The sequence below is a fragment of the Streptomyces sp. NBC_01508 genome (assembly GCF_045040315.1).
In the GTDB taxonomy this organism is placed as follows: domain Bacteria; phylum Actinomycetota; class Actinomycetes; order Streptomycetales; family Streptomycetaceae; genus Streptomyces.
In genome coordinates, this window is record NZ_CP109419.1 from 7,993,978 (window position 1) to 8,014,357 (window position 20,380).

Annotated in this window: 17 protein-coding genes and 1 pseudogene; 10 read left to right on the forward strand and 8 right to left on the reverse strand. The window is 71.3% G+C overall.

What is annotated here, in order from left to right; genetic code table 11:
• The first annotated feature begins 38 nt into the window (after positions 1 to 38).
• The 3 genes from OG700_RS36745 (at position 39) to OG700_RS36755 (ending at position 2,347) form a co-directional block, all read left to right on the forward strand.
• A complete protein-coding gene (locus OG700_RS36745; protein WP_405622244.1) occupies positions 39 to 797 on the forward strand; it encodes a chitinase in 759 nt (252 codons plus the stop codon).
• 142 nt (positions 798 to 939) lie between these two features.
• Positions 940 to 1,797: a serine hydrolase gene (locus tag OG700_RS36750; RefSeq protein WP_405622246.1), complete on the forward strand. Its 858-nt coding sequence runs from the start codon at positions 940 to 942 to the stop codon at positions 1,795 to 1,797.
• 118 nt (positions 1,798 to 1,915) lie between these two features.
• A complete protein-coding gene (locus tag OG700_RS36755) occupies positions 1,916 to 2,347 on the forward strand; it encodes a nuclear transport factor 2 family protein (protein ID WP_405621293.1) in 432 nt (143 codons plus the stop codon).
• Between the two features lie 39 nt (positions 2,348 to 2,386).
• Here OG700_RS36755 and OG700_RS36760 read toward each other — a convergent pair whose 3' ends face one another.
• The 6 genes and pseudogenes from OG700_RS36760 to OG700_RS36785 form a co-directional block, all read right to left on the reverse strand.
• Entirely contained in the window at positions 2,387 to 2,743 is a 357-nt protein-coding gene (locus OG700_RS36760; RefSeq protein ID WP_405621295.1) for a PRC-barrel domain-containing protein, read from the reverse strand.
• Positions 2,744 to 2,888: 145 nt separating this feature from the next.
• Positions 2,889 to 4,061: an ROK family protein gene (locus OG700_RS36765; RefSeq protein ID WP_405621297.1), complete on the reverse strand. Its 1,173-nt coding sequence runs from the start codon at positions 4,059 to 4,061 to the stop codon at positions 2,889 to 2,891.
• 277 nt (positions 4,062 to 4,338) lie between these two features.
• The gene (locus OG700_RS36770; protein ID WP_405621299.1) at positions 4,339 to 7,644 is read right to left on the reverse strand and encodes a PQQ-dependent sugar dehydrogenase; all 3,306 of its coding nucleotides are present in this window, start codon (positions 7,642 to 7,644) and stop codon (positions 4,339 to 4,341) included.
• Between the two features lie 85 nt (positions 7,645 to 7,729).
• On the reverse strand, positions 7,730 to 8,698 hold the full coding sequence (locus tag OG700_RS36775; protein ID WP_405621301.1) for a sugar phosphate isomerase/epimerase family protein: 969 nt from the start codon (positions 8,696 to 8,698) through the stop codon (positions 7,730 to 7,732).
• Between the two features lie 332 nt (positions 8,699 to 9,030).
• Positions 9,031 to 9,981, reverse strand: coding sequence for a hypothetical protein (locus tag OG700_RS36780; protein ID WP_405621303.1), 951 nt, complete (start codon positions 9,979 to 9,981; stop codon positions 9,031 to 9,033).
• A 552-nt stretch (positions 9,982 to 10,533) separates the two neighbouring features.
• Positions 10,534 to 10,749: pseudogene (locus tag OG700_RS36785) on the reverse strand (oxidoreductase); the annotation flags it as partial.
• A 93-nt stretch (positions 10,750 to 10,842) separates the two neighbouring features.
• Between OG700_RS36785 and OG700_RS36790 the strand changes: the two are divergent.
• From OG700_RS36790 to OG700_RS36815, 6 genes are all read left to right on the forward strand, one after another.
• Positions 10,843 to 11,856 (forward strand): MDR family NADP-dependent oxidoreductase, encoded by a 1,014-nt coding sequence (locus OG700_RS36790; RefSeq protein WP_405621305.1) that lies wholly within the window; start codon positions 10,843 to 10,845, stop codon positions 11,854 to 11,856.
• A 49-nt stretch (positions 11,857 to 11,905) separates the two neighbouring features.
• The gene (locus tag OG700_RS36795; protein WP_405621307.1) at positions 11,906 to 12,418 is read left to right on the forward strand and encodes a MerR family transcriptional regulator; all 513 of its coding nucleotides are present in this window, start codon (positions 11,906 to 11,908) and stop codon (positions 12,416 to 12,418) included.
• Between the two features lie 115 nt (positions 12,419 to 12,533).
• Complete coding sequence (locus tag OG700_RS36800; protein ID WP_405621309.1) at positions 12,534 to 13,301, forward strand: NPP1 family protein; 768 nt, start codon at positions 12,534 to 12,536, stop codon at positions 13,299 to 13,301.
• A 270-nt stretch (positions 13,302 to 13,571) separates the two neighbouring features.
• Positions 13,572 to 14,882 carry an MFS transporter gene (locus OG700_RS36805; protein ID WP_405621311.1) on the forward strand — a complete coding sequence of 437 codons (1,311 nt, stop codon included), beginning with the start codon at positions 13,572 to 13,574 and terminating at the stop codon, positions 14,880 to 14,882.
• Positions 14,883 to 14,952: 70 nt separating this feature from the next.
• Positions 14,953 to 15,786 carry an NAD(P)H-binding protein gene (locus OG700_RS36810; RefSeq protein ID WP_405621313.1) on the forward strand — a complete coding sequence of 278 codons (834 nt, stop codon included), beginning with the start codon at positions 14,953 to 14,955 and terminating at the stop codon, positions 15,784 to 15,786.
• Between the two features lie 225 nt (positions 15,787 to 16,011).
• A complete protein-coding gene (locus OG700_RS36815; protein ID WP_405621315.1) occupies positions 16,012 to 17,154 on the forward strand; it encodes an AI-2E family transporter in 1,143 nt (380 codons plus the stop codon).
• 75 nt (positions 17,155 to 17,229) lie between these two features.
• Here OG700_RS36815 and OG700_RS36820 read toward each other — a convergent pair whose 3' ends face one another.
• A complete protein-coding gene (locus OG700_RS36820; protein WP_405621317.1) occupies positions 17,230 to 17,982 on the reverse strand; it encodes an SDR family oxidoreductase in 753 nt (250 codons plus the stop codon).
• A 90-nt stretch (positions 17,983 to 18,072) separates the two neighbouring features.
• Between OG700_RS36820 and OG700_RS36825 the strand changes: the two genes are divergently transcribed.
• Positions 18,073 to 18,666, forward strand: a complete 594-nt coding sequence (locus OG700_RS36825; RefSeq protein WP_405621319.1) for a TetR/AcrR family transcriptional regulator — start codon at positions 18,073 to 18,075, stop codon at positions 18,664 to 18,666.
• A 43-nt stretch (positions 18,667 to 18,709) separates the two neighbouring features.
• Here OG700_RS36825 and OG700_RS36830 read toward each other — a convergent pair whose 3' ends face one another.
• The gene (locus tag OG700_RS36830) at positions 18,710 to 20,299 is read right to left on the reverse strand and encodes an MFS transporter (protein ID WP_405621321.1); all 1,590 of its coding nucleotides are present in this window, start codon (positions 20,297 to 20,299) and stop codon (positions 18,710 to 18,712) included.
• Between the last annotated feature and the right edge of the window lie 81 nt (positions 20,300 to 20,380).

The window sequence follows — 20,380 nt, forward strand, 5'->3', positions numbered from 1 at the left end:
ACGCCTGTCCCCACACACCGTTCAGGAGTGAAGCAGTGCTGAGAAGAGGCACCACGGCCGTCATGGCCGCCCTGCTGCTGGTCTGCGGACTGCTCGTCGCCGCGCTGCCCGCCGCCGCGGCGGCGGACGAGGCGGCGGACGAGGCGGCGGACGAGGCGCGCGGCGCGCACCACCCACCCCGCTTCGTGGTCGGCGAGTCCCAGTTCGAGCGGATGTTCCCCAACCGGGATCCGTTCTTCACGTACGACGGCCTCGTCGAGGCCACCGAGGCGTACCCCGCCTTCGCGCGCACCGGCAGCCGGACCACCCGCAAGCAGGAGGCGGCGGCCTTCCTCGCCAACGTCAGCCACGAGACCGGCGGGCTCTACTACGTGGTGTCGCAGAACCCCGACATGTACCCGATCTTCTGCGACGACACCCAGCCCTACGGATGCCCGGCCGGACGGGACGCGTACTACGGGCGCGGCGCGATCATGCTGAGCTGGAACTTCAACTACAAGGCCGCCGGTGATGCGCTGGGCATCGATCTGCTCAACAATCCGTGGCTGGTCGAGACCGTTCCGGCCGTGGCCTGGATGACGGCCCTGTGGTACTGGAACACCCAGTCCGGGCCGGGCACGATGACCGGGCACGACGCGATGGTGAACGAGAAGGGCTTCGGACAGACGATCTGGAGCCTGAACGGATCCGCCGAGTGCGACGGCGGCAACCCCGCCCAGATGGAACACCGGGTCGAGCTGTACAAGCAGTTCACGCGGGTGCTGCACACCGCTCCGGGCCGCCGTCTGACCTGCTGAGCGGCTGTCGATCCGCGACCGGCCCGGCCGTGCGGCGGGCCGGGCGCGGGCGTCGCTGTGACGATACGCACGTTGCCCCACGGGGTCCACGTTGCCTAATGTCCGTTTTGTGTTTAGATTCCGCAGACTGCCGCAATTGACCGTGGCCGCGCTCACCCTCACCCTCGCGGTGACGGTGCCGGGCCCGGCGTTCGCCGCCGCCCGTACGGCCGACGGACCGGCCCCCGCCGTCGCCGCGTCGGCCGGCGTCGACGGCGCGATGGGCGAGGCTCTGGACGCGCTGCCCGCGAGTGACGGCCGTTACACCGTCGCCGTCCAGGACCTCAACGGCCGCGACGCGGCCCAGTACGGCACGGGCGGCGCCTACGACACGGCCAGCATCGTCAAGGTCGACATCCTCACGGCCCTCCTGCTCGACGCCCAGGACCGTGGCACGTCCCTCACCGCGCCGCAGAGGAAACTGGCCGCCGCGATGATCCGCAGCAGCGACAACGACGCGACGGACGCGCTCTGGAAGGCGATCGGCGGAACCGAAGGCCTCGACGCCGCCAACAAGCGCCTCGGCCTCAAGGCCACCCACACCGACAAGGACGGGCACTGGGGCCTGACCCGGACCACCGCGGCCGACCAGATGGTGCTCCTGGAGGCCGTACTCGGCGACGCGCACTCCCCGCTCACCGCGGACTCCCGCACCTACCTGCGGTCCCTGATGAGCACGGTCGTGCCGGACCAGCGGTGGGGTATATCCGCCGCCGAAGGCAAGCGGGCCGGGGCCGGACCGGCACTGAAGAACGGCTGGCTGCCGCGCAGCGCGACGGGGCTGTGGGACGTCAACAGCATCGGGCGCGTCGAGTACGGCGGCCACACGCTGCTCGTCACGGTGCTGTCCGACGGGCAGCCGTCCTACCGCAAGGGCGTGGCGCTCGTGGAGCGGGCCGCGGCGACGGCCGTGAAGGCGTTCGTCACGGCGGAGAAGGCCGCAGGGCCGTCCAAGGGCTGAGGCCGCGGACGAACCGGCCACGAACCGGCCACGGACCCCGCCACCGGCCGGAACGACCGGCCACATCGATGTCCGATTGCCGCCAGCGCCGCCCCGCCGCGCTGATCATGCTCGAAGCATGACGAATCCGATGACCGTCCTGACCGGCATGTACGCGGCCGAGGCACAGTACCTGGCGGCCGGTGGGCCGGGCGAGGCCACCTTCGACGTACTGGCACCCTTCTTCGCGCCCGACGTCGTACTGTGGCAGGCCGACGCCCTGCCCTACGGCGGAATCTGGCGCGGCCACGCGGGCATGGAACGCTTCTTCCTCGCGATGGCCGGTGTGTGGGACTCCTTCGACCTGGTGGAACAGCGATTCCTCGCCACCGGGGAGACCTCGGTGGTCCACACCGATATCCACGCGCGGGCCCGGGCCACCGGCCGTGAGCTGCGCTTCCCGATCCTTCAGACGATCACGGTCACCGACGGCCGGATCGCCGAGGTCCGCCCGTTCTACTGGGACACCGCGGCCGTCGCCGCCGCCTGCGCGCCCGCGCGCCTGCCGTGAGCGGACCGAGGGGCGGCGGAGCGGCGCCGAGCCGGTCGGTCAGCGGCGGGCGAGCTGGCGTTCGCCGCTGGGGCCCGGCTGGTAGGGCAGGCCGTAGTGGGAGAACACCGCCTGCTCGTCCTCGACGGGCAGCACGTCGTCCGTGCCCATCGACGGTGCTTCCTTCACGACGGACTTCGAGTAGTTGACCTTGACGTATCCCGGCCCCAGGACGGCTCCCGCGAGCGGGACGAAGACCAGCCGGTGCCGGGTCGGCATGCCGACGAGCACGGTCGCCACGGCCGGCTCGTCGGTACGGGTGTCGACGTAGACCGCCTCCAAGGAACCGATCTTGCGCCCGTCGGAGTCGACGACGTCCTGGGCCCGCCATTCACGGATGTCCGCGGAATCGATCATGTCGGCTCTCCTCCTTCGGTGGCCCTCGCGATCGGGCTCACTCGTGCGCGTATGTACCCCGCCCGGCTCGGTCATGGTCACCGACGGCGTGCCGACGCGCCACTCGGGAGCGCCGCGCGGCCCACAGGCCGCGCGGGCCGGGCCGTCAGGACGCGTCGCCGTACGCGAGCTCGCTCGCCAGGAGCGCCGCCCCGACGACCCCCGCACGGGGTCCCAGTTCGGACATGACGATCGGCAGATTGCCGGTGGCGAGCGGAAGGGAGCGTTTATACACGACGCTGCGGATCTCCGCGAGCAGCGGAAAGCCCAGCCCGGTCAGACCGCCGCCGATCACGATCATCGACGGGTTCATGAAGCTGACCAGCGTGGCGAGAACCTGCCCGACCCGGTGGCCGCCCGCGCGGACCAGGTTGACGCTCGTGTTGTCGCCGCCGTCCGCGCACTGCGCGACATCCACGGCGGTCAGCACACCCCGCTCGGCGAGCCGTTCGGCGAGGGCGGGCGACTGGCCGGACCGCGCGGCCGCTGTGGCGTCCCTGGCCAGCGCCACCCCGCCGAAGTACGCCTCCAGGCAGCCCGTGTTCCCGCAGGAGCAGACCGGACCGGCCGCCTCCGCGTCCACCTGGACGTGGCCGATGTCGCCGGCGCACCCCTCCGCGCCCCGGTAGATACGGCCGTGGTGCTGCATACCGGAGCCGATACCGCTGCCGATCTTCACGAAGAGCAGATGGTCGACGGTCCGCGCGACCCCGCTGTGCTGCTCCCCGAGGGACATCACGTTGACGTCGTTGTCGACCACGACGGGGCAGCCGTGCGCGCGGGCGAGGGTGTCGCGTACCGGGAAGCGGTTCCAGCCCACCATGATCGGCGGCGAGACCGGTACGCCCTCCCGGAAGCTGACCGGCCCCGGCAGGCCGATGCCGATGGCGTCCAGCCGTGTGTAGTGCCCCTGGTCGCCCATCGCGCGCAGGAGTTCGCTGACGCGGCCGAGTACGGCGACCGGCCCGGAGCGGATGTCGGCGGGCTCCGAGCAGGACGCCACGGGCGCGAGGGCGCCGTCGGTGATCTCGATGTCGACGGAGCTGGCGCCCAGGTCGACGGCCGCGAACCGCAGACCGGGGTCGAGCTGTACGAGGGTGGAGCGCCGCCCGCCGCGCGACGCGGCGGGGCCCGCCTCGCTGACCCGCCCGGCGGCGACCATGCGGTCGAGTTCGCCGAGCAGCCGCGGGCGCGGCACCTCCAGCCGGTCCGCGAGTTGGGCGCGGGACAGCGGGCCGTTGTCACGCAGCAGACTCAACACGCGGTACTGGATGTTCACGGACTCACTTCCTCTGGGCGCCTTCGGGACAGCTTTCGCGAGGTGTCGGGGGTGGTGTCGGTGTCGGTCTCGCTGGTGCGGAGCGCGGGCGTTACGGCGCAGTACGCGGGCGGCTTCCGGCAACTTTTTCACAGATCACCGAAAGTTGCCGCCTTGTTGACGGAACTCGCCCCCCCGCGACGGAGCCGGGTCCGGGCACAGAACTGCCCCGCCGGTGAGAGCGGGGCGTGGCAGCGGGGCAGCCCTGTGGGTCCTGTCGGTCCGGTCAGTCCCGGTGTCAGCCGGTGGCGCCTCCCTTCAGCGCCCGCGCGTCCCGTGCCAGGGCCGCGCCCGCCGCGCTGTCCGGCACCAGGGCGGTGTCGCCCGTGTAACCGGCGAACGACTCCAGCACGGCCGCGGCCTGGCTGGTGCGTCCTGCGTCGGCGTGCGCCTGGGCCTGGCCGAGCCGTACGGTCAGCCGCTGCTGTCCCTGCGCCGTGATCAGGCCGTCGGCCCGCAGCTGGGTGATCAGCGCGCGGATGTCCGCGTACGAAGTACGGGTGGTGAAGGCCACCGTCTTCGTGGTGGTGTTGCCGGCCTTGTCGCGGGCCTTGACCGTGAGGTCGTGGTTCCCGAGCGGCAGCCGCCACAGCTCCAGCGCCTGCCCGGAGGTGACGGCCTTGCCGTCCACCGTGGCCGTCGCGGTCGCCCCGCCGGAGACCGCGTCCGCCGCCGAGAAGACCGGCGCCGGGCGCTTGGAGTCCCCGTAGACGCCGTCGGCGTCGATACCGGTGGTGGTCACCGTGGGACCGGTACGGTCGATCCGTACGGTGAGCGAGCCGACCTCGGAGACGTTGCCGCCGTTGTCGGTCGCCCGGTAACGGACGGTCGTGGCGCCCTCCTTGGAGAGGGTGACGGCCGCGTTGGCCGACAGCCACGTCGTTCCGTTGTCGACCGAGTACTGACGGCCGGCGACCGTCCCGTTGTCGGTGGCGGCTACGGCCAGCGACACATTGCTGGTGTACCAGCCGTCGTCACCGTTGGGCCGCGGCGGGTTGAGCGTGGCGGTGACCTTCGGCGCGGTCTTGTCCGCGACGCCCGCCCCCTGGAAGGTCAGCGAGTCCAGCTCGACACCACCGGAGGTGGTGACGAAGACCTCGCCGCTCCCCGAAGGGGCGTTCGGCAGCGCGGTGGTGACGGACTGCCAGCCGTCCCCGGCCGGCACCGGCACCGTCGCGAAAGGCTCGGCGTCCGCCGAACCCCAGCGCAGCGCCAGCGTGCCGGCGCCACTGGCACGGGTCTTGACCCCGTTGATCCCGGCGAACGACACCGGGTTGTACGCGATCCAGTCACCCGCGTCGAAGGAGGTCAGCTTGCGCTGTCCGGACGCCGTGGTGTCGTCCGTGACGGTGACGCCCTGCGCCGAGGCCGAATCGAAGTGTTCGGCCTGCATGAGCGCCGGGTTGAGCACCACCTGGGCGTCACCGGTGGCCGGCGGAACACCGCCCGCGCCCTTGTCGGTGTAGTTGATCCCCAGGACGCCGAAGACGTTCTCGGTGTCACCGTGTCCCGCGTCGGCCGGCGTCGCGACGCCGCCCGTGCAGCCGGTGCCGCTGTTGACCGGGTGCCCGTGCTGGTTGTGCCCCAGACCGAAGGTCCAGGCCGCCTTGGCGCAGTCCGGCGTGGTGCCGTCCTCCGGGTCCTCGACGGCTATGCCGTACGGCACGGCGTCGCCCCAGTTGAAGAACCCGCCGTCGGGCGGTGAGGTGATCCGTACCGTCGGCGCCGTGTTGCCCACGGTGATCTGACGGCTCGACAGCCCGGACTTGCCCTGCGGGTCGGTGACCTTGAGCCGGGCCTGGAACTGCCCGTTCTCCGGATACGTACGGGTGGTCGTGGCCCCGGTGGCGTCGAAGGTGCCGTCGCCGTCGAGGTCCCACTGGTAGGTGAGGTCGCCCTTCTCCGGGTCGCTGGAACCGGTGCCGCTGAACGAGACCGTCAGCGGGGCCTGGCCGGACGTCTTGTCCGCCTTGATCACGGAGGTGGGCGCCTTGTTGCCCTCGGCGTAGTCGATCCGGTAGAGACCCGCGTCGGGGTTCTGCCGGAAGAATCCGTCGCCGTAGTCGAGGACGTAGAGCGCGCCGTCCGGGCCGAACTCCAGGTCCATCGGGTTGTCCCACTGCGGGATGCCGTTCTGCGCACGCTCGCTGTTCGGCAGGACGTTCTCCAGCTTGCTCACGGGGCCGTCGGGACCGTCGAGCGTGAGCGCGGCGACGTAGTCCTGGGAGAACTCCGCCATGAACGCCTTGCCGTCCCAGTACTCAGGGAATTTGCCCGGTGAGGGGTTGGCCGCGTCGTAGTGGTAGACCGGACCGCCCATCGGGGCCTGGCCACCCGGACCGCCGGGACCGCGGAAGGCGGTCAGCTCGGGCCACGGCTGATCGGTGTTCTTGTCGCCGTACCAGAGCGTGGCCGGCACGGACGCGGGCAGCGTGGACAGGCCGGTGTTCCAGCGGGAGTCGTTGACCGGCGCCGCGCAGTCGAAGGCCGGGCCGGGCGTGAGGGTGGCGAAGTCGAAGTCCCGGTAGGGCTTGCTGTTGTCACCCGTGCAGAACGGCCAGCCGCTGTTCATGGGCTTGGTCGTGGTCTGCCACTCGACGTATCCCATCGGCCCGCGGTTGGGGTCGGCGGTTCCGGCGTCGGGGCCGTAGTCGCCCCACATCACGGCGTCGGTCTTGCGGTCGACCGTCATCCGGAAGGCGTTGCGCAGGCCCATCACATAGATCTCGGGGCGGGTCTTGGCCGTGCCCGGCTCGAAGAGGTTCCCCGCCGGGATGGTGTAACTGCCGTCCTCCTGGACGTCGATCCGCAGGATCTTGCCCCGCAGGTCGTTGGTGTTGCCCGCGCCGCGGCGCTCGTCGAGCCCCGGGTTGTAGCCGGCCGCGTCGTTGATCGGCGTGTAGCCGCTGACGTTCGGGCCCGACGCCGGGGTGTTGCCGCCGGTCGCGAGGTAGAGGTTGCCCTTGCTGTCGAAGTCGACGTCACCGGCGACGTGGCAGCACTGGCCGCGGTTGGCGTCGACCCGGATGATCTCCTGCGCGGTGGAGAGGTCGAGCTTGTCGCCGGTCCACTTGAAGCGGGTCAGGGTGTCGTAGCCCTCCCACTGCTTCCAGTACGCGTCGCTCTGCCCGGCGGGCAACTGCTGCGGCGCGGAGCCGGTCGGGGTGTTCAGCGGCGGCGAGTAGTAGAGGTAGACCCACTTGTTGGTGGCGAAGTCCGGGTCGAGCGTGACCGTCTGCAACCCCATCTCGGAGTTCTGGTACACGTCGACGTGGTTGACGACCTTCGTGACACCCGTGCCGGGGTCGGTGAGCCGTACGTCGCCGTTGCGGGCGGTGTGCAGAACCCGGCTGTCGGGCAGCACGGCGAGGTCGATCGGCTCGCCGGTGTCCTTCGTCAGGGTGGTCTTCTCGTAGTTCGACCAGTCCAGGGCGTGTTCGTGGCCCGGGTGCGCCTGGGCGGTGGGCGCGACGGCCACACCGCCCAGCGCGGGCAGTGCCACGAGCAGGACCCCGGTGATCAGGCGTCTCAGGGTGCGTTGCACGGTGATGCGTCTCCTCGATCGCTGGCGGTAAGGAGCGGACGGGGAGGCGCCCCCGGACCCGGCGGCGCCTCCCCTCGGGGGCCTCTCAGCCGAGGAGTCCCTTGAGCGCCGTGAAGCTGCGCTCCGCCGCGCCGAGCGAACCCGGCGGATTGGGCAGGGTGTTGGGCGCGGTGTCCTGCTCCCAGATGCCGACGTGCGAGGCGCGCGGCCCGATGTCCCGGATGAACTTCTCGTACGGAAGGTCGCCGGCACCGAACTCGACGATGTCGAAGCCGTTGACGTTGGCCGCGTTGGAGTCGCCGTCCTTCATGTGGAACAGCGGGTAGCGGTAGGGCTGGTTGCGCACGTACGCGGCCGGGTCGAATCCGGGCCAGCGGTACTGGCCCACGTACGCCCAGTAGACGTCCAGCTCCAGATAGACGTGGCGCGGGTCGGTGTTCTTGAGGAACACGTCGTACAGCCGCACCGACGGCTGGTCGGTGGCGAACGCGAACTCGCCCGCGTGGTTGTGCTGGTAGAGCTTCAGACCGCGGGCGGTCGCCGCGGCACCCCAGACGTTGAACTCGTCGGCGGCGGCACGGTAGCCCGCGACGGTGTTGACGTTCGTCGGCGCGTTGGCGGTGCCCACGTGCGGCGTGCCGAGGATCTGCGCGGCGTCCAGCTCGCCCTGGAGGTTCGAGCGGAAGTTGCCGATGCCGACATGGCTGCCGACCGCCTTCAGCCCGTTGTCGTCGAGCAGCTTGCGGATCTCCTGGAGGGTGATCTGCCGGCCCAGGATGGAGGTGCTCTGGGTGTATCCGGCGAACTCGATCTCCTTGTAGCCGATCCTGGCCAACTCGGCGAGGACGACGGCGAAGCCGAGCGAGGAGACCTTGTCGCGGATGCTGTAGAGCTGGATGCCGATGCGGTCCTTGGGGATGGACAGACCGCTCGGCGCGGCGGCGGCCGAGGTCGCGGCGGCCCCGGTGACGGAGGCGGCGGCGAGGGCCACGGTCGTGCCGGCCGTGGCGCGCAGGAAGTCCCTGCGGTCGAAGGACTTGTGAAGATGGCTCACGGTCACTCCTGGGGAATGAGGAGAAGAGGGTAAGTACCGGGGCGCGCGGCCGAGTTACCGCTCGGTGGTGCGCGCCGCGACGGCGGATCCACGGGCTCCGAACGCGGCGGAGCGGGCGTGGGTGGGCTGGTGCCGGCGGGAGGGGGAGCGCCGAGCGGTACGGGATACGGGGTGCGGATGCGTAGGTACGGCGGCGGGGGCGGCCGCCGTCACCTGCCGGTGTCGCTGGATGCGCCGCCATGCGCGCCGCCATGCGCGGCGCCGTGGGTGCGCCTGGTGGGTGTGCCTGGTGGGTGTGCCTGGTGGGGTGCGGCCGGGTGGGCCGCGCGGCGTCAGAGGCGGGACTTGCCCGCCTCGTGGGCGTCGGCCCGCGCGGCGGCGGCGCGCTCGGCGGCCTTCTCGGCGAGGTCGGCACCGCGGTCCTGTGGCGCGGCCTTCTTGGCCGAGGAGGACGACGCGCCGGCTGCGGCGGTCTCTCCGGTGACGGTGCCACGGATACGCGCCAGCTCGCCCACGACCAGGACGGGGTTGTTGCCGGTCGCGGTGAGGTTGCCGCGCACGATCGCGTTGTCGAGCACGGTGTTCGCGGTGTTGTCGGTGACCGCCAGGTTGCCGCCGAAGTACGAGGCGCCCGCGCAGGAGCCGAGCTGGCCCTCGCCGCCGATCTGGACGTTGTCGGCGTTGCCCGCGTACTTCGCGGCGCCGTACACCTCGCTGGCGCAGAACACGCCGCCGAGGGTGTTCCCGTTGACGGTCAGCGCGCCCTTGACGGTGGAGTCGTACACGTCGGTGTACTGGTTGGCCTCACCGGTCAGCGAGCCGCTGAGGGTGCTGCCGGAGACGTACAGCTCACCGGCCTCGGAGTGGACGTTCCCGCCGAGTGTCGAGTCGACCGCGTAGACGAATCCCCCGGTGGCGTCGACGGCCTTGAGGGTGGTCTTCTCCAGGTGTGTGCCGAACGCGGAGTCGGTGGTCAGCGCGCCCTTGACGGTGGTGTCGGTGAGGTCGAGGTAGGCGTTCTCCTCGACCTTGACCGCGCCGTTGAAGGTGGCGCCCGCCGCCACGAGGTCGGCGCCGGCCTCGACCGTCACCGTGCCCCTGACCTTGGTGCCGGTGAGGGTGCAGGACTTCCCGGCCGGCACGACCAGGTCGTTGGTGACGGTCACGGCCCCGCCGTCACCGACACAGGTGGTGTAGAGAGCGGCCTGGGCGGAGCCGGTGAAGGCCACCAGGCTCCCGGATGCCATCAGTGAGGCCGTGGCGATGAACGTACGGATCTTCATGTCGCTTCCCTTCCGCTGCGATCACGGCAGAGTCGGTGACCCGGCCGGTTTCCCCGTCCTGCGACGGGGGTGCTGCACGGTGCGTGTGCGACGACCGCCGTTCCGGCGATCGCGCAGCGCCTCGTGACGGGCGGTGGCCCGGCCATGGGGGGAGAGACGTGGAAAGACTCGTGAGGTGAGGGCGTTCGTGGGAACGCCGATCGGCTGCGGTGTTACCGCGACGAAACGCATGTCTCGGTGGGCCGAGACATTAGAGCGCCGCGTGGGGACTGTCCATAGGTTCGGTACGAATCTCTGGAACTTTCTAATGATTCGTCAAAAGGTATGAGGTGCCCGGAGAAACGCGACGGAACACCCCCGGTGTCCGGCGGCGGAGCGCGCAACGGCGCGCCTGCGCGGTCGCGTTCGCGGTTGCGAAAGGAGGTAGGCGTGCCTGGGTCGCGGCCCCCTCTTCGGGCGTCTTCCGGCCACCGTTCGCCGGGCCGGCGTCGATCGTCGCAGTCAGCTCCGCCAACTCGGCCTCGGACATGTGGCGTCCCAGGGCCGTTGCGCGGTCTTCGGGTGCAACGAGAACGCCCGCACTCCGGAGTCCCGCCCCAGCGCGTCCGGTTGGACCGCGAACGACACGTTGGCCGTCTTCGCCCGGCCGTACGCCCGCCACTTGTCGCAGCGGCGCTCGATCGCCGGCCAGAGACTGTTCACCAACGCGAAGTGACCGAGGGGATTGATGGCGAACCGCGCTTCCCGGCCGGGTCCGACACGCGTCTCGGTCCGGTTGAAGGAGACCGCCGACTTGAACTTGACGCAGGCGTCAAGTTCTAACGTCGTCGCGACCTTCCCGCCCAGCCCTGAGGAGTCGCGATGACTGCCGCTGTCCCCACCACCCACCGTGAAGTGTGGCTGCGCGCCCGGCCGGACGGACCGCTGCGCGCCGACCACTTCGAGGTGGTGCGAGTACCCGTTCCCGAGGTGACGGCCGGACAGGTGCTGGTGCGCAATCGGCTGATGAGCGTGGCCGCCGTGATGAACACGTTGGTGCGGGACGACGCCGGAGTGCCCATTCCGCTTGCCGGGCTGGGTGAGCCGCTGTGGGCGCCCGCCGTCGGTGAGGTGGTGACGGCGCCGGCCGGTGGGCCCGAGCCGGGCGATCTGGTGACGCACGGTGGGGGATGGCGTGAGTACGCGGCCGTCGACGTGGCCGAGGCCGAGCCCGTCGACCCCTCGGTGCTTCCCGACCCCGCCGCGTATCTCTCCCAGGCGATGACCGCCTGGCTCGGCGTCGTCAGGGGCGCCGAAGTACGGCCCGGGGACACGGTGTTCGTGACCGGCGCGGCGGGCGGTGTCGGGACGATGGCCGGCCAGTTCGCACGGCTGCGCGGCGCCGGGCGGTTGATCGGCAGTACCGGCTCCCGGCTCAAGGGCGACTATCTGGTGCGGGAGTTGGGGTACGACGCCGTGGTCCTGCGGGGAGCGGCCCCGATGGAGGAGCAGTTGCGCGAGGCGGCTCCCGACGGCCTGGACGCGGTCTTCGACAACGTGGGAGGTGAACAGCTGGTCGCCGCGCTGGCGGTGGCCCGGCGGGGCGCCCGCGTCGGTCTCGTCGGCGCGCTGTCCGGCCAGATCGACGGCGGCTTCGCCACTCCCGTCGGCATCGACACCGGCTCGCTCATCCTGCGGGGGATCACGCTGCGAGGCATGTCGGGCAGTGATCACCTGGACGCGATCCCCGAGGGCATGCGGGAGTTCGGGCGCGGCCTGCGCGAGGGCACCATCGTCTTCCCGCACGCCCGCCTGTCGGGCATCGAACAGGCGCCCCGGGCACTGTGCGAGCTGCTCGAAGGGCGCCACACGGGCGCCGTACTCGTGGAATTGTGAGCGGTCGGCGTCAACCGGACGGCGCCCGACCCGAAGGGATCGATCCACCATGCGTATCGGCGATGCGGCGGCCTCCGCCGGCCTCACCCCGCGGGCGCTGCGCTACTACGAGCAGGAGGGCCTGCTCCGGGCCAGGCGCATGTCGTCCGGCCACCGGGAGTACGGCCCCGAGGACGTCCACCGGTTGCGGGCCGTACGCCGGCTCCTCGAAGCGGGCCTGACGATCAGTGACGTGAAGGCTTTCGTCGACGTTCTCGACATGGTGTTCCCGGCGGACGGCGAGGCCGCGGGGCCGGGCCCGGATCCGGGGTCGTACGACCGGCCGGGCCACTGCCCGGTCGCCGAGGTGACCGCCCGCCGTCTGGCGGCGCTGGACGAGCGTATCGAGGGGCTGGACGAGGTACGGAGCCGGCTGGCCGACGCGCTGGCGCACCGGTTCGGGGAAGTGTTCCCCGACCGGAGCGCGGCTCCGGGCGCGGACCGGGTGGCTCGACCGGCCGCACGGCCCGGTGCGACTCGTCGGTCACTCCGCACCGACTCGTCCACCCCCACTGTTGGTTGATCCTTCACCGCACTGACACCTGACGACGCTCGGCACGTCGGCAACGGCCGGAGAAGATGATCCGAGCATGTCAAAATGACCGGTGCCCCACGCCGCGGTCGATCAGGAGGACGCAGTGAAGAAACGCTCACGCATCCACAAGGCCTCATTCACCCTCGGCAGCGCCCTCGCGCTGGTCATCGCATTCCCCGGCAGCGCTCTCGCCGATCCCCCCGGCGCCCTGCCCGCCAACGCGGACGGACTGGAGCAGACGTTCCAGCCGGGGTACGACTACGACACGGACGGCTGCTACCCCACTCCGGCCATCGGCCCGGACGGAACCGTCAACCCGGGCCTCAACCCCAGCGGCGCCCTCAACGGCCAGTGCCGCGACTCCTGGGACCTCGACAACACCAACGGATACTCGCGGACCAAGTGCGACAACGGCTGGTGCGCGATCATCTACGGCCTGTACTTCGAGAAGGACCAGGCCGTGGTGGGCAGTTCGCTCGGCGGGCACCGCAACGACTGGGAGCACGTCGTGGTGTGGGTGCGGAACGACCAGGCCCAGTACGTCTCCACCTCCGCCCACGGCAACTTCGACATCCACACCCGTGACCAGATCCGGTGGGACGGGACGCACCCCAAGGTCGTCTACCACAAGGACGGCGTGGGGACGCACGCCTTCCGCGCCGCCAACACCAACGACGAGCCGCCGGAGAACCACTACGGGGCATGGCAGTTCCCCGGGCTCGTCGGCTGGAACGGCTACCCGGCGGGCCTGCGCGACAAGCTGAGCCAGGCCGACTTCGGCAGTGCCGTCTTCGGCCTCAAGGACGGCAACTTCAACGGCCACCTGGAGAAGGCCAAGCCGGCCGGCATCCCGTTCGACCCCCACGCCTGACGGACGGGGCCGGGGGCGCGCGAAGCGCGTCGGCCGACGTCCCGCGCCCAACTCCCGGCCCTGGTGCCGCCCCAACTCCCGCGCCCAACTCCCGGCCCTGGCACCGCCCCTGGCCCCGGCGCTGTCCGCCCTGCTAGCTTGATCGTGTGTTCCTCTTCCGTGTGTAGGACCCGCAGATGACCGCGACGGCGCTTCCGTCGCGGTCCTTCGGCGTCCCTGTACGGCCGCGGCGCCCGAACCGGCGCCGCCCTCTCGCGAGGAACCACTTCGATGTCGTCGTACGCCGCTGTTCTGCGGACCCCGCATGCCGCGCGCACCTTCGGTGCCGCCCTGCTCGGCCGGCTCTCCTACGGAACGGTCTCCCTCTCCCTCGTGCTGGCGGTGAAGGGCGCCTCGGGCTCCTTCGCCGTGGCCGGCACCACACTGGCACTGTTCGGTGCGACCAGTGTCGTCCTCTCGCCCGTACGGGCCGCCCTGGTCGACCGGTACGGCCCGCGCCGGGCGCTCGTACCGATGGCCGTCCTGTACGCCGTGCTGCTGGCCGCCCTCGCCGTCGTCACCCGCGAGCACACCGGGCCGGGCACCGCGGGACCGGCGGACACCTCGGGGGCGCTGTTGGGCGCGCTCGCCGCCTGCGCCGGGGCCTGCACCCCGCCGCTCGGCCCCACCATGCGGACGCTGTGGGGTCAACTGATGCCGGACCGGCGGATGTTGCAGCGCGCGTACAGCCTCGACGGTGTCGCCGAGGAACTGCTCCTCGTCGCCGGTCCGCTGCTCGTCGGCGTCCTGGTGGCGTACGCGGAGCCGGCCGCCGGAGTCGCGGTCAGTGCCGTGCTCGTGCTGCTGGGGACGGTCGCGCTCGCCCTGTCGCCCGTCCCGTTCCCGGTGCGGAGCGCGGGAGCGGCCTCCGCGCGGCCGAAGGTACGGCCGAAGGGACGTCGGAAGGGGTGGGGGAGCGGGCGGGGCAGTGGGCGAAAAAGGGCGCGGCGTGAGCGCGCGCCGCGCACCGCGGTGCGCGGCCTCGGGCAGCCGGTGCTGGCCGCAGCCGGGGTCGGGCTCTGTCTGGGCGGGCTCGACCTGCTGGTGATCGCCTTCACCGAACAACGGCACCAGCCCGGCGCGGTGGCGTGGGTGCTGGCCGCGCTCTCGGCCGGCAGCGCCGTCGGCGGCCTGGCGAACGGCGCCGTCTCCTGGCGGTCGGCCGCCCGGCCGAGGCTCGCCGTGATCTGTGCGGCCCTCGGCCTCGCGCTGGCGGCGGCGGGGCTCGCGCCGAACGTGTACGCGTTCGGCGCGGCGGCGGCCGTGGCCGGTCTGTTCGTCTCCCCGGCACTGATCACCGCCTACTTGATCGCGGACGAGACCGCCGCCCCCGACGCCCGTACCCAGGCGGGTGCCTGGGTCAACACGGCGGTGAACGCGGGGATGTCGGGCGGTACGGCCCTGGTGGGGTTGCTCGTCGGCAAGCTGCCGCTGCCCCTGTGCTTCGTGCTGGTGGCTCTGCCGGCGCTGTTCTGCGCCGCCGCCACGCTCCGCGGCGCCGACCGCCGAGGCCCGGTTCACGACGCGGCGGAGATTTCTTGACCTCAAGCCCGGTTGACGTCCTAACGTCGCGTGTGTTCGCACCACCGCTCGACGACGGGAGACAGATCTCATGATCCTCGTGACCGGGGCCACCGGAAACATAGGAAACACCCTCTTGCGGGAACTTCGGGCTTCCGGCACCGGACCGTTGCGGGGACTCACCCGCGAGACCGCGCGGGCGGCGTTCCCGGCAGGGGTCGAAGCCGTGGCGGGCGACCTCACCCGGACGGCCTCGCTCAAGCCCGCGCTGGAGGGCGTGCGTTCGATGTTCCTCGTGTCGCGTATCGGCCCGGATGCCGAGATCATCGAGGCGGCCCGGTCGGCGGGTGTGGAACACGTGGTGCTGGTCTCGTCCATCACCGTCCAGACCCATCCGCACCTGGGCCCCGCCGAGGAGAACCTGACCGTCGAGCGGCTGCTCAAGGACAGCGGCATGGTGTGGACGATCCTGCGGCCGACGCAGTTCGCCTCGAACGCCCTGTGGTGGGCGGAGGCGATCCGCGGACACGAGGCGGTCCGCGTGCCGTACGCGGACATCGGCCTCCCCACGATCCACCCCGCGGACATCGCGTCGGTGGCTCGGGTGGCGCTGACCGAGTCCGCCCACCGAGGGCGGACGTACGCGCTGACCGGGCCGGAGCGGATCACGGCCCGGCAGCAGGTCGGGGCGATCGCGGCGGTGCTGGGGCGGGACGTCCCGTTCGCCGGGATCAGCAGGCAGGAGGCCCACCGTGCGATGGCCGCCTTCCTCGGCGAGGAAGCCGCGGCCGCGGTGCTCGACCTGACGGGCGGCGACGTCAACGACGAACTGCTCGCGGTGCGCGACACCGTGTCCCGGATCACCGGTGCCCCGGCCAGGACGTTCCGGCAGTGGGCCGCGGCGAACGCCGCCGCTTTCCGCTGAACCGGCCGGCGTCGGCTTGGGGACGGCCCTGGCGATTTCCCACCCCGGTGTCACCTGGCCGGCCGCGACCGGACATCCGGCCCCTGGGTGTCCTGACATGTGGCCCTATGATTCGATCTCACGCTCGTGGGTTCCAACCCCTCCACGGCCGCCGGGAGTTGGGCGCGGTGCCCGGGGCGGTCGTCGATGACGGCGGGCCGACGAGGTGGCTTTAAGGTGACCCCCATGTCTGCCTCGTTGAATTCCGCGAAGAGCCGTGCCGCGCTGCGCACATCGGCCCGCGTTTCCGTTGAATTGCTGGTGGTCCTGGTGATGGCGGGGGTGGCGGTGTGGGTTCTCGGGCAGATGTGGTCGGTCGTGTGGCCGATCGTGGTCGGCCTGCTCCTCACCACACTGACCTGGCCCTTCGCCCGTTTTCTGCGCCATCACGGGTGGCCTGCGGCGCTGGCCGCCTCAGTGGTGACGGTGCTGTTCCTGCTGGTCGCCGCCGGCGTGGTCGCGCTGATCGCGGTCCCGGTCGCGTCCCAGTCGGGCGAGCTGACCAACGGCGTGGTCGACGGCATCGACCAGATGCGCGAGTGGGCGGCGGGACCGCCGCTGAACATCGGTGAGGACCAGATCTCCGGCGCGCTCGACACCGCGGTCGCCCGTGTTCAGGACAGCGTCGGCACCATGGTCACCGCTGTCGCCACGGGTGTGAGCACCGTGGTCAACGGTGTCGTCACCGCCGTCCTGTCGCTCTTCCTCATGTTCTTCTTCCTGAAGGACGGGCCGAAGTTCCTGCCGTGGCTGACCCGTCAGCTGCCCGGCCGGCTCGCCACCGACATCCCGGTCGTCGCGGCGCGGAGCTGGGACACGCTGGGGGCGTTCGTGCGCTCGCAGGCGTTCGTCGGACTACTGGACGCCGTCTTCATCGGTCTCGGGCTGTGGATCGTGGGCGTACCGCTGGTACTCCCCCTGGCGGTGTTGACGTTCGTCTCCGCGTTCGTGCCGATCGTCGGCGCTCTGTTCGCCGGACTCGTCGCGGTGCTCATCACGTTGGTGTCGAACGGCCCGACGGACGCGCTGATCGTGCTGGCGATCATCATCGGTGTGCAGCAGCTCGAAGGCAATGTGTTCCAGCCCATGATCCAGAGCCGGGGACTCGGACTCCACGCGGCGGTGATCCTGCTGGCCGTGACGTTGGGCGCCGGCCTGGCCGGCATCGTGGGCAGTCTGCTCGCCGTACCGGTCGCCGCGCTGATCGCGGTGGCCTGGAACTACCTGCGGGAACAGCTCAGCGACCCGGACCCGGAGCCGGCGGCCGACCCCTCACCGGGACCGGCAGCCGGCCGGCCGCCCACCGGCGCCGCGATCCCCTCGCAGTAGGGCAGAACGCCCCGGTCGCGACGGCGCCCCGGTCGCGCCGTCGCGACCGGGGCGCCGCTCGACGACAGCGGGCCGCTACGGCAGTGAGCCGCCGGTCACGTCCAGCCAGTGCCCGGTGATCCAGCGGCCCTCGTCCGACGCCAGGAAGGCCACCACACCGGCGACGTCGTCCACCCTGCCCACCCGGCCCAGCGCCGACAGCGCCGCCGCCCGCGCCCATGCCTCCTCGCTCGCGCGGATCACGGGCGCGGTGTTGTCGGTGTCGATGATGCCGGGGGCGACCGCGTTCACGGTGATGCCCCGGGGGCCCAGCAGCTTGGACAGGTCGCGGGTGAAGACGTCGAGCGCGCTCTTGCTCATCGCGTAGGCGATCAGCTCCGGCATCACCGCCGCGTGCGTCAGGCCCGTCGACACGTTGATCACCCGGCCGCCGTCCGGCATCCGCTCCAGACCGAGCCTGGTCAGGAAGAACGGCGCCCGGGTGTTGACCGCGAACAGCCGGTCGTACTCCGCCGCGTCCATCTCCCCGTACGTCGCCGACGTGCCGATCCCCGCGTTGTTGACCAGGATGTCCACCCCGTCCGCGTACCGGTCGTACTCCGCCCACAGTGCCTGCGCGTCACCCGGCAGCCCCAGCTCCGCCCCCAGGGCGAAGGCCGAACCGCCCGCCTCCTCGACGGCCTTGACCGTCTCGGCCGCGGCCAGTTCGTTGGTGCCGTAGTGCACGGCGACGCGCGCCCCTTCCCGGCCCAGCCGCTCGGCTATGCCCCGCCCGATGCCCCGGCTGCCGCCGGTGACCAGTGCCGTTCTGCCGGTGAGCACGCCCATGGCCGCGCCCTCCATTTCTCTAGTGGTCGCTACAGAAGGGACCGTACCAGATTCTCTATCGACCACTACAGAACGCGTTACGATGACCGCATGGAGACGAAACGGCGCGGCAGGCCCCGCTCCTTCGACCGCGACGCGGCACTGGACCGGGCGACCATGGCCTTCTGGGAACACGGCTACGAGACGACCTCCATCGCCGACCTGACCGACGCCATGGGCATCGGAGCGCCGAGCCTGTACGCCGCCTTCGGGGACAAGAAGGCACTCTTCGCCGAGGTCGTGGAGTCGTACGCGGTGCGTTACGGCTCCTTCGGTGCCCGCGCGCTCGCCGAGGAACCGACGGCCCGCGCCGGCCTCGCGCGGCTGCTCAGCGAGACGGCCGCCGAGTTCACCGACCCCTCCCACCCGCGCGGCTGCCTGATGATCTGCGCGGCGGCCAACTGCGCGACCCCCGAGGTCGACGCGGCCCTGCGCGAGCGGCGCAACGCCAACATCGCCAGTTTCGAAAGCCGGCTGCGCGCCGACATGGCGGTGGGCGAGCTGCCCCCCGACACGGACCCGGCCGCCCTCGCCCGCTTCGTCGGCGCCGTCATCCAGGGCATGTCCCAACAGGCGCGCGACGGCGCCACGGCAGCGGAACTGCGGAACGTGGCCGAGACCGCGATGCGCGCGTGGCCCGCGTGAACCCCCATGCGCCCACCCGCGCTCCGTACCCGCCCGGCGGACCCTAAGTTCTGCCCGCCGCCGCCCCCGGCGCCGCGTCTTCCGCCGCCGCGCGGGCCTTGGGGGATTTGCCGTTGATCATGACGGCGCCGATGATCGCGGCGGCCAGAAGGATGATCGCCGCCCAGGCGATGGCCACGGTGAAGCCGTGCACCGTGCCGGTGTTCACGATGCTCGTCCGCTCCGCCGGGGTCAGACCGCCCTCGCGGGCCGCCGCCGCGAGATGACCGGTCAGATACGTGGCCGTGACGGTGGTCGCGATCGTGTTCAGCAGGGACGTACCGACCGAACCGCCCACCTGCTGCGCGGTGTTGACCGTCGCGGATGTCACGCCCGAGTCCTGCGGGGCGACCCCCATGGTGGCCGTCGAGATGATGGGCAGGAAGGTCAGCCCGAGCCCGAAGCCCAGCAGAAGGGTGCCCGGCAGGATGTGCCCCACGTAGCTGGAGTGGGTGTCGAGGAACGTCAGCGAGAACATGCCGCCGGCGCTCAGCAGCAGCCCGGGCACCAGCAGCATGCGCGGCGGTACGAGAGGCAGCAGCCGCGCGGAGATCTGGGTCGAGCCGATGATGATTCCCGCCGACAGCGGCAGGAACGCGAGGCCGGCGCTGAGCGGCGAGTACCCGAGGATGTTCTGGAGGAAGTACGTCAGGAACAGGAACGCGCCGAACAGGCCGATCGTCGTGAGCGCCATCACGATCATCGAGCCGCCGCGGTTGCGGTCCCGGACGATGTGCGGGGGCAGCAGCGGGCCGGAGGACTTGGTCTGCCACCAGGCGAACGCGCAGAGCAGTACGACGCCGATGCTCAGCACGGTCAGGACTTCCGTGGACGTCCACCCGCGCGACTCGGCCCGGCTGAAGCCGTACACGATCGCGACGAGTCCCCCGCAACCGAGGACGACCCCCGGAATGTCGAGATGCGCGCCCTTGGTTCCCGCGCGGTCCTTGAGCAGCGTGAACGCGCCGATGACGGCGAGGAGGGCGATGGGGACGTTCACGTACAGGCACCAGCGCCAACTGAGCCATTCGGTGAGGATGCCGCCCATGAGCAGCCCGATGGCGGAGCCGCCGCCCGCGATGGCGCTGAAGATGCCGAAGGCCTGGGCGCGTTCCTTGCCCGCGGGGAAGGTCGTGGTGAGCAGGGAGAGGGCGGACGGCGCCAGCAGGGCGGCGAAGACGCCCTGGAGCGCGCGGGAGAGGAAGAGCATCTCCTGACCGATGGACGCGCCGCCGATCGCGGAGGCGCCGGCGAACCCGATCAGGCCGACGATGAACGTACGCCTACGGCCGACGAGGTCGGCGATCCGCCCGCCCAGCAGCAGGAGTCCGCCGAAGGCCAGGGTGTAGGCGGTGATCACCCACTGGCGGTTCCCGTTGCTGATGTGCAGCGCGCGCTGTGCCGAGGGGAGCGCGATGTTCACGATCGTCGCGTCGAGCACCACCATGAGCTGCGCGGTCGCGATGACGGCCAGTGCCCACCAGCGGTGGGGATCGGGTTCGTCCGCCGCGGGGCCGGAGGCGACGGTCCGCGAATCGCCCGGTCTGCCGCCCTGTGTCTCGTCCGGCGGGCCGGGAATCGACGGATCGCTCATCGATGTCTTCCTTCGCAGTGGACCTCTGCCGCCGCTCCTCAGCAGCTCAGCGTTGTGGTCAGAACACCATGAATCGGACTT

What these genes read in the sequence shown, in the direction of transcription:
- OG700_RS36755 (WP_405621293.1), top strand. Translation starts at nt 1,916, where the DNA reads ATGACGAATCCGATGACCGTCCTGACCGGCATGTACGCGGCCGAGGCA.
- OG700_RS36760 (WP_405621295.1), bottom strand. Translation starts at nt 2,743, where the DNA reads ATGATCGATTCCGCGGACATCCGTGAATGGCGGGCCCAGGACGTCGTC.
- OG700_RS36780 (WP_405621303.1), bottom strand. Translation starts at nt 9,981, where the DNA reads ATGAAGATCCGTACGTTCATCGCCACGGCCTCACTGATGGCATCCGGG.
- OG700_RS36790 (WP_405621305.1), top strand. Translation starts at nt 10,843, where the DNA reads ATGACTGCCGCTGTCCCCACCACCCACCGTGAAGTGTGGCTGCGCGCC.
- OG700_RS36795 (WP_405621307.1), top strand. Translation starts at nt 11,906, where the DNA reads ATGCGTATCGGCGATGCGGCGGCCTCCGCCGGCCTCACCCCGCGGGCG.
- OG700_RS36805 (WP_405621311.1), top strand. Translation starts at nt 13,572, where the DNA reads ATGTCGTCGTACGCCGCTGTTCTGCGGACCCCGCATGCCGCGCGCACC.
- OG700_RS36810 (WP_405621313.1), top strand. Translation starts at nt 14,953, where the DNA reads ATGATCCTCGTGACCGGGGCCACCGGAAACATAGGAAACACCCTCTTG.
- OG700_RS36815 (WP_405621315.1), top strand. Translation starts at nt 16,012, where the DNA reads ATGTCTGCCTCGTTGAATTCCGCGAAGAGCCGTGCCGCGCTGCGCACA.
- OG700_RS36820 (WP_405621317.1), bottom strand. Translation starts at nt 17,982, where the DNA reads ATGGGCGTGCTCACCGGCAGAACGGCACTGGTCACCGGCGGCAGCCGG.
- OG700_RS36825 (WP_405621319.1), top strand. Translation starts at nt 18,073, where the DNA reads ATGGAGACGAAACGGCGCGGCAGGCCCCGCTCCTTCGACCGCGACGCG.
- OG700_RS36830 (WP_405621321.1), bottom strand. Translation starts at nt 20,299, where the DNA reads ATGAGCGATCCGTCGATTCCCGGCCCGCCGGACGAGACACAGGGCGGC.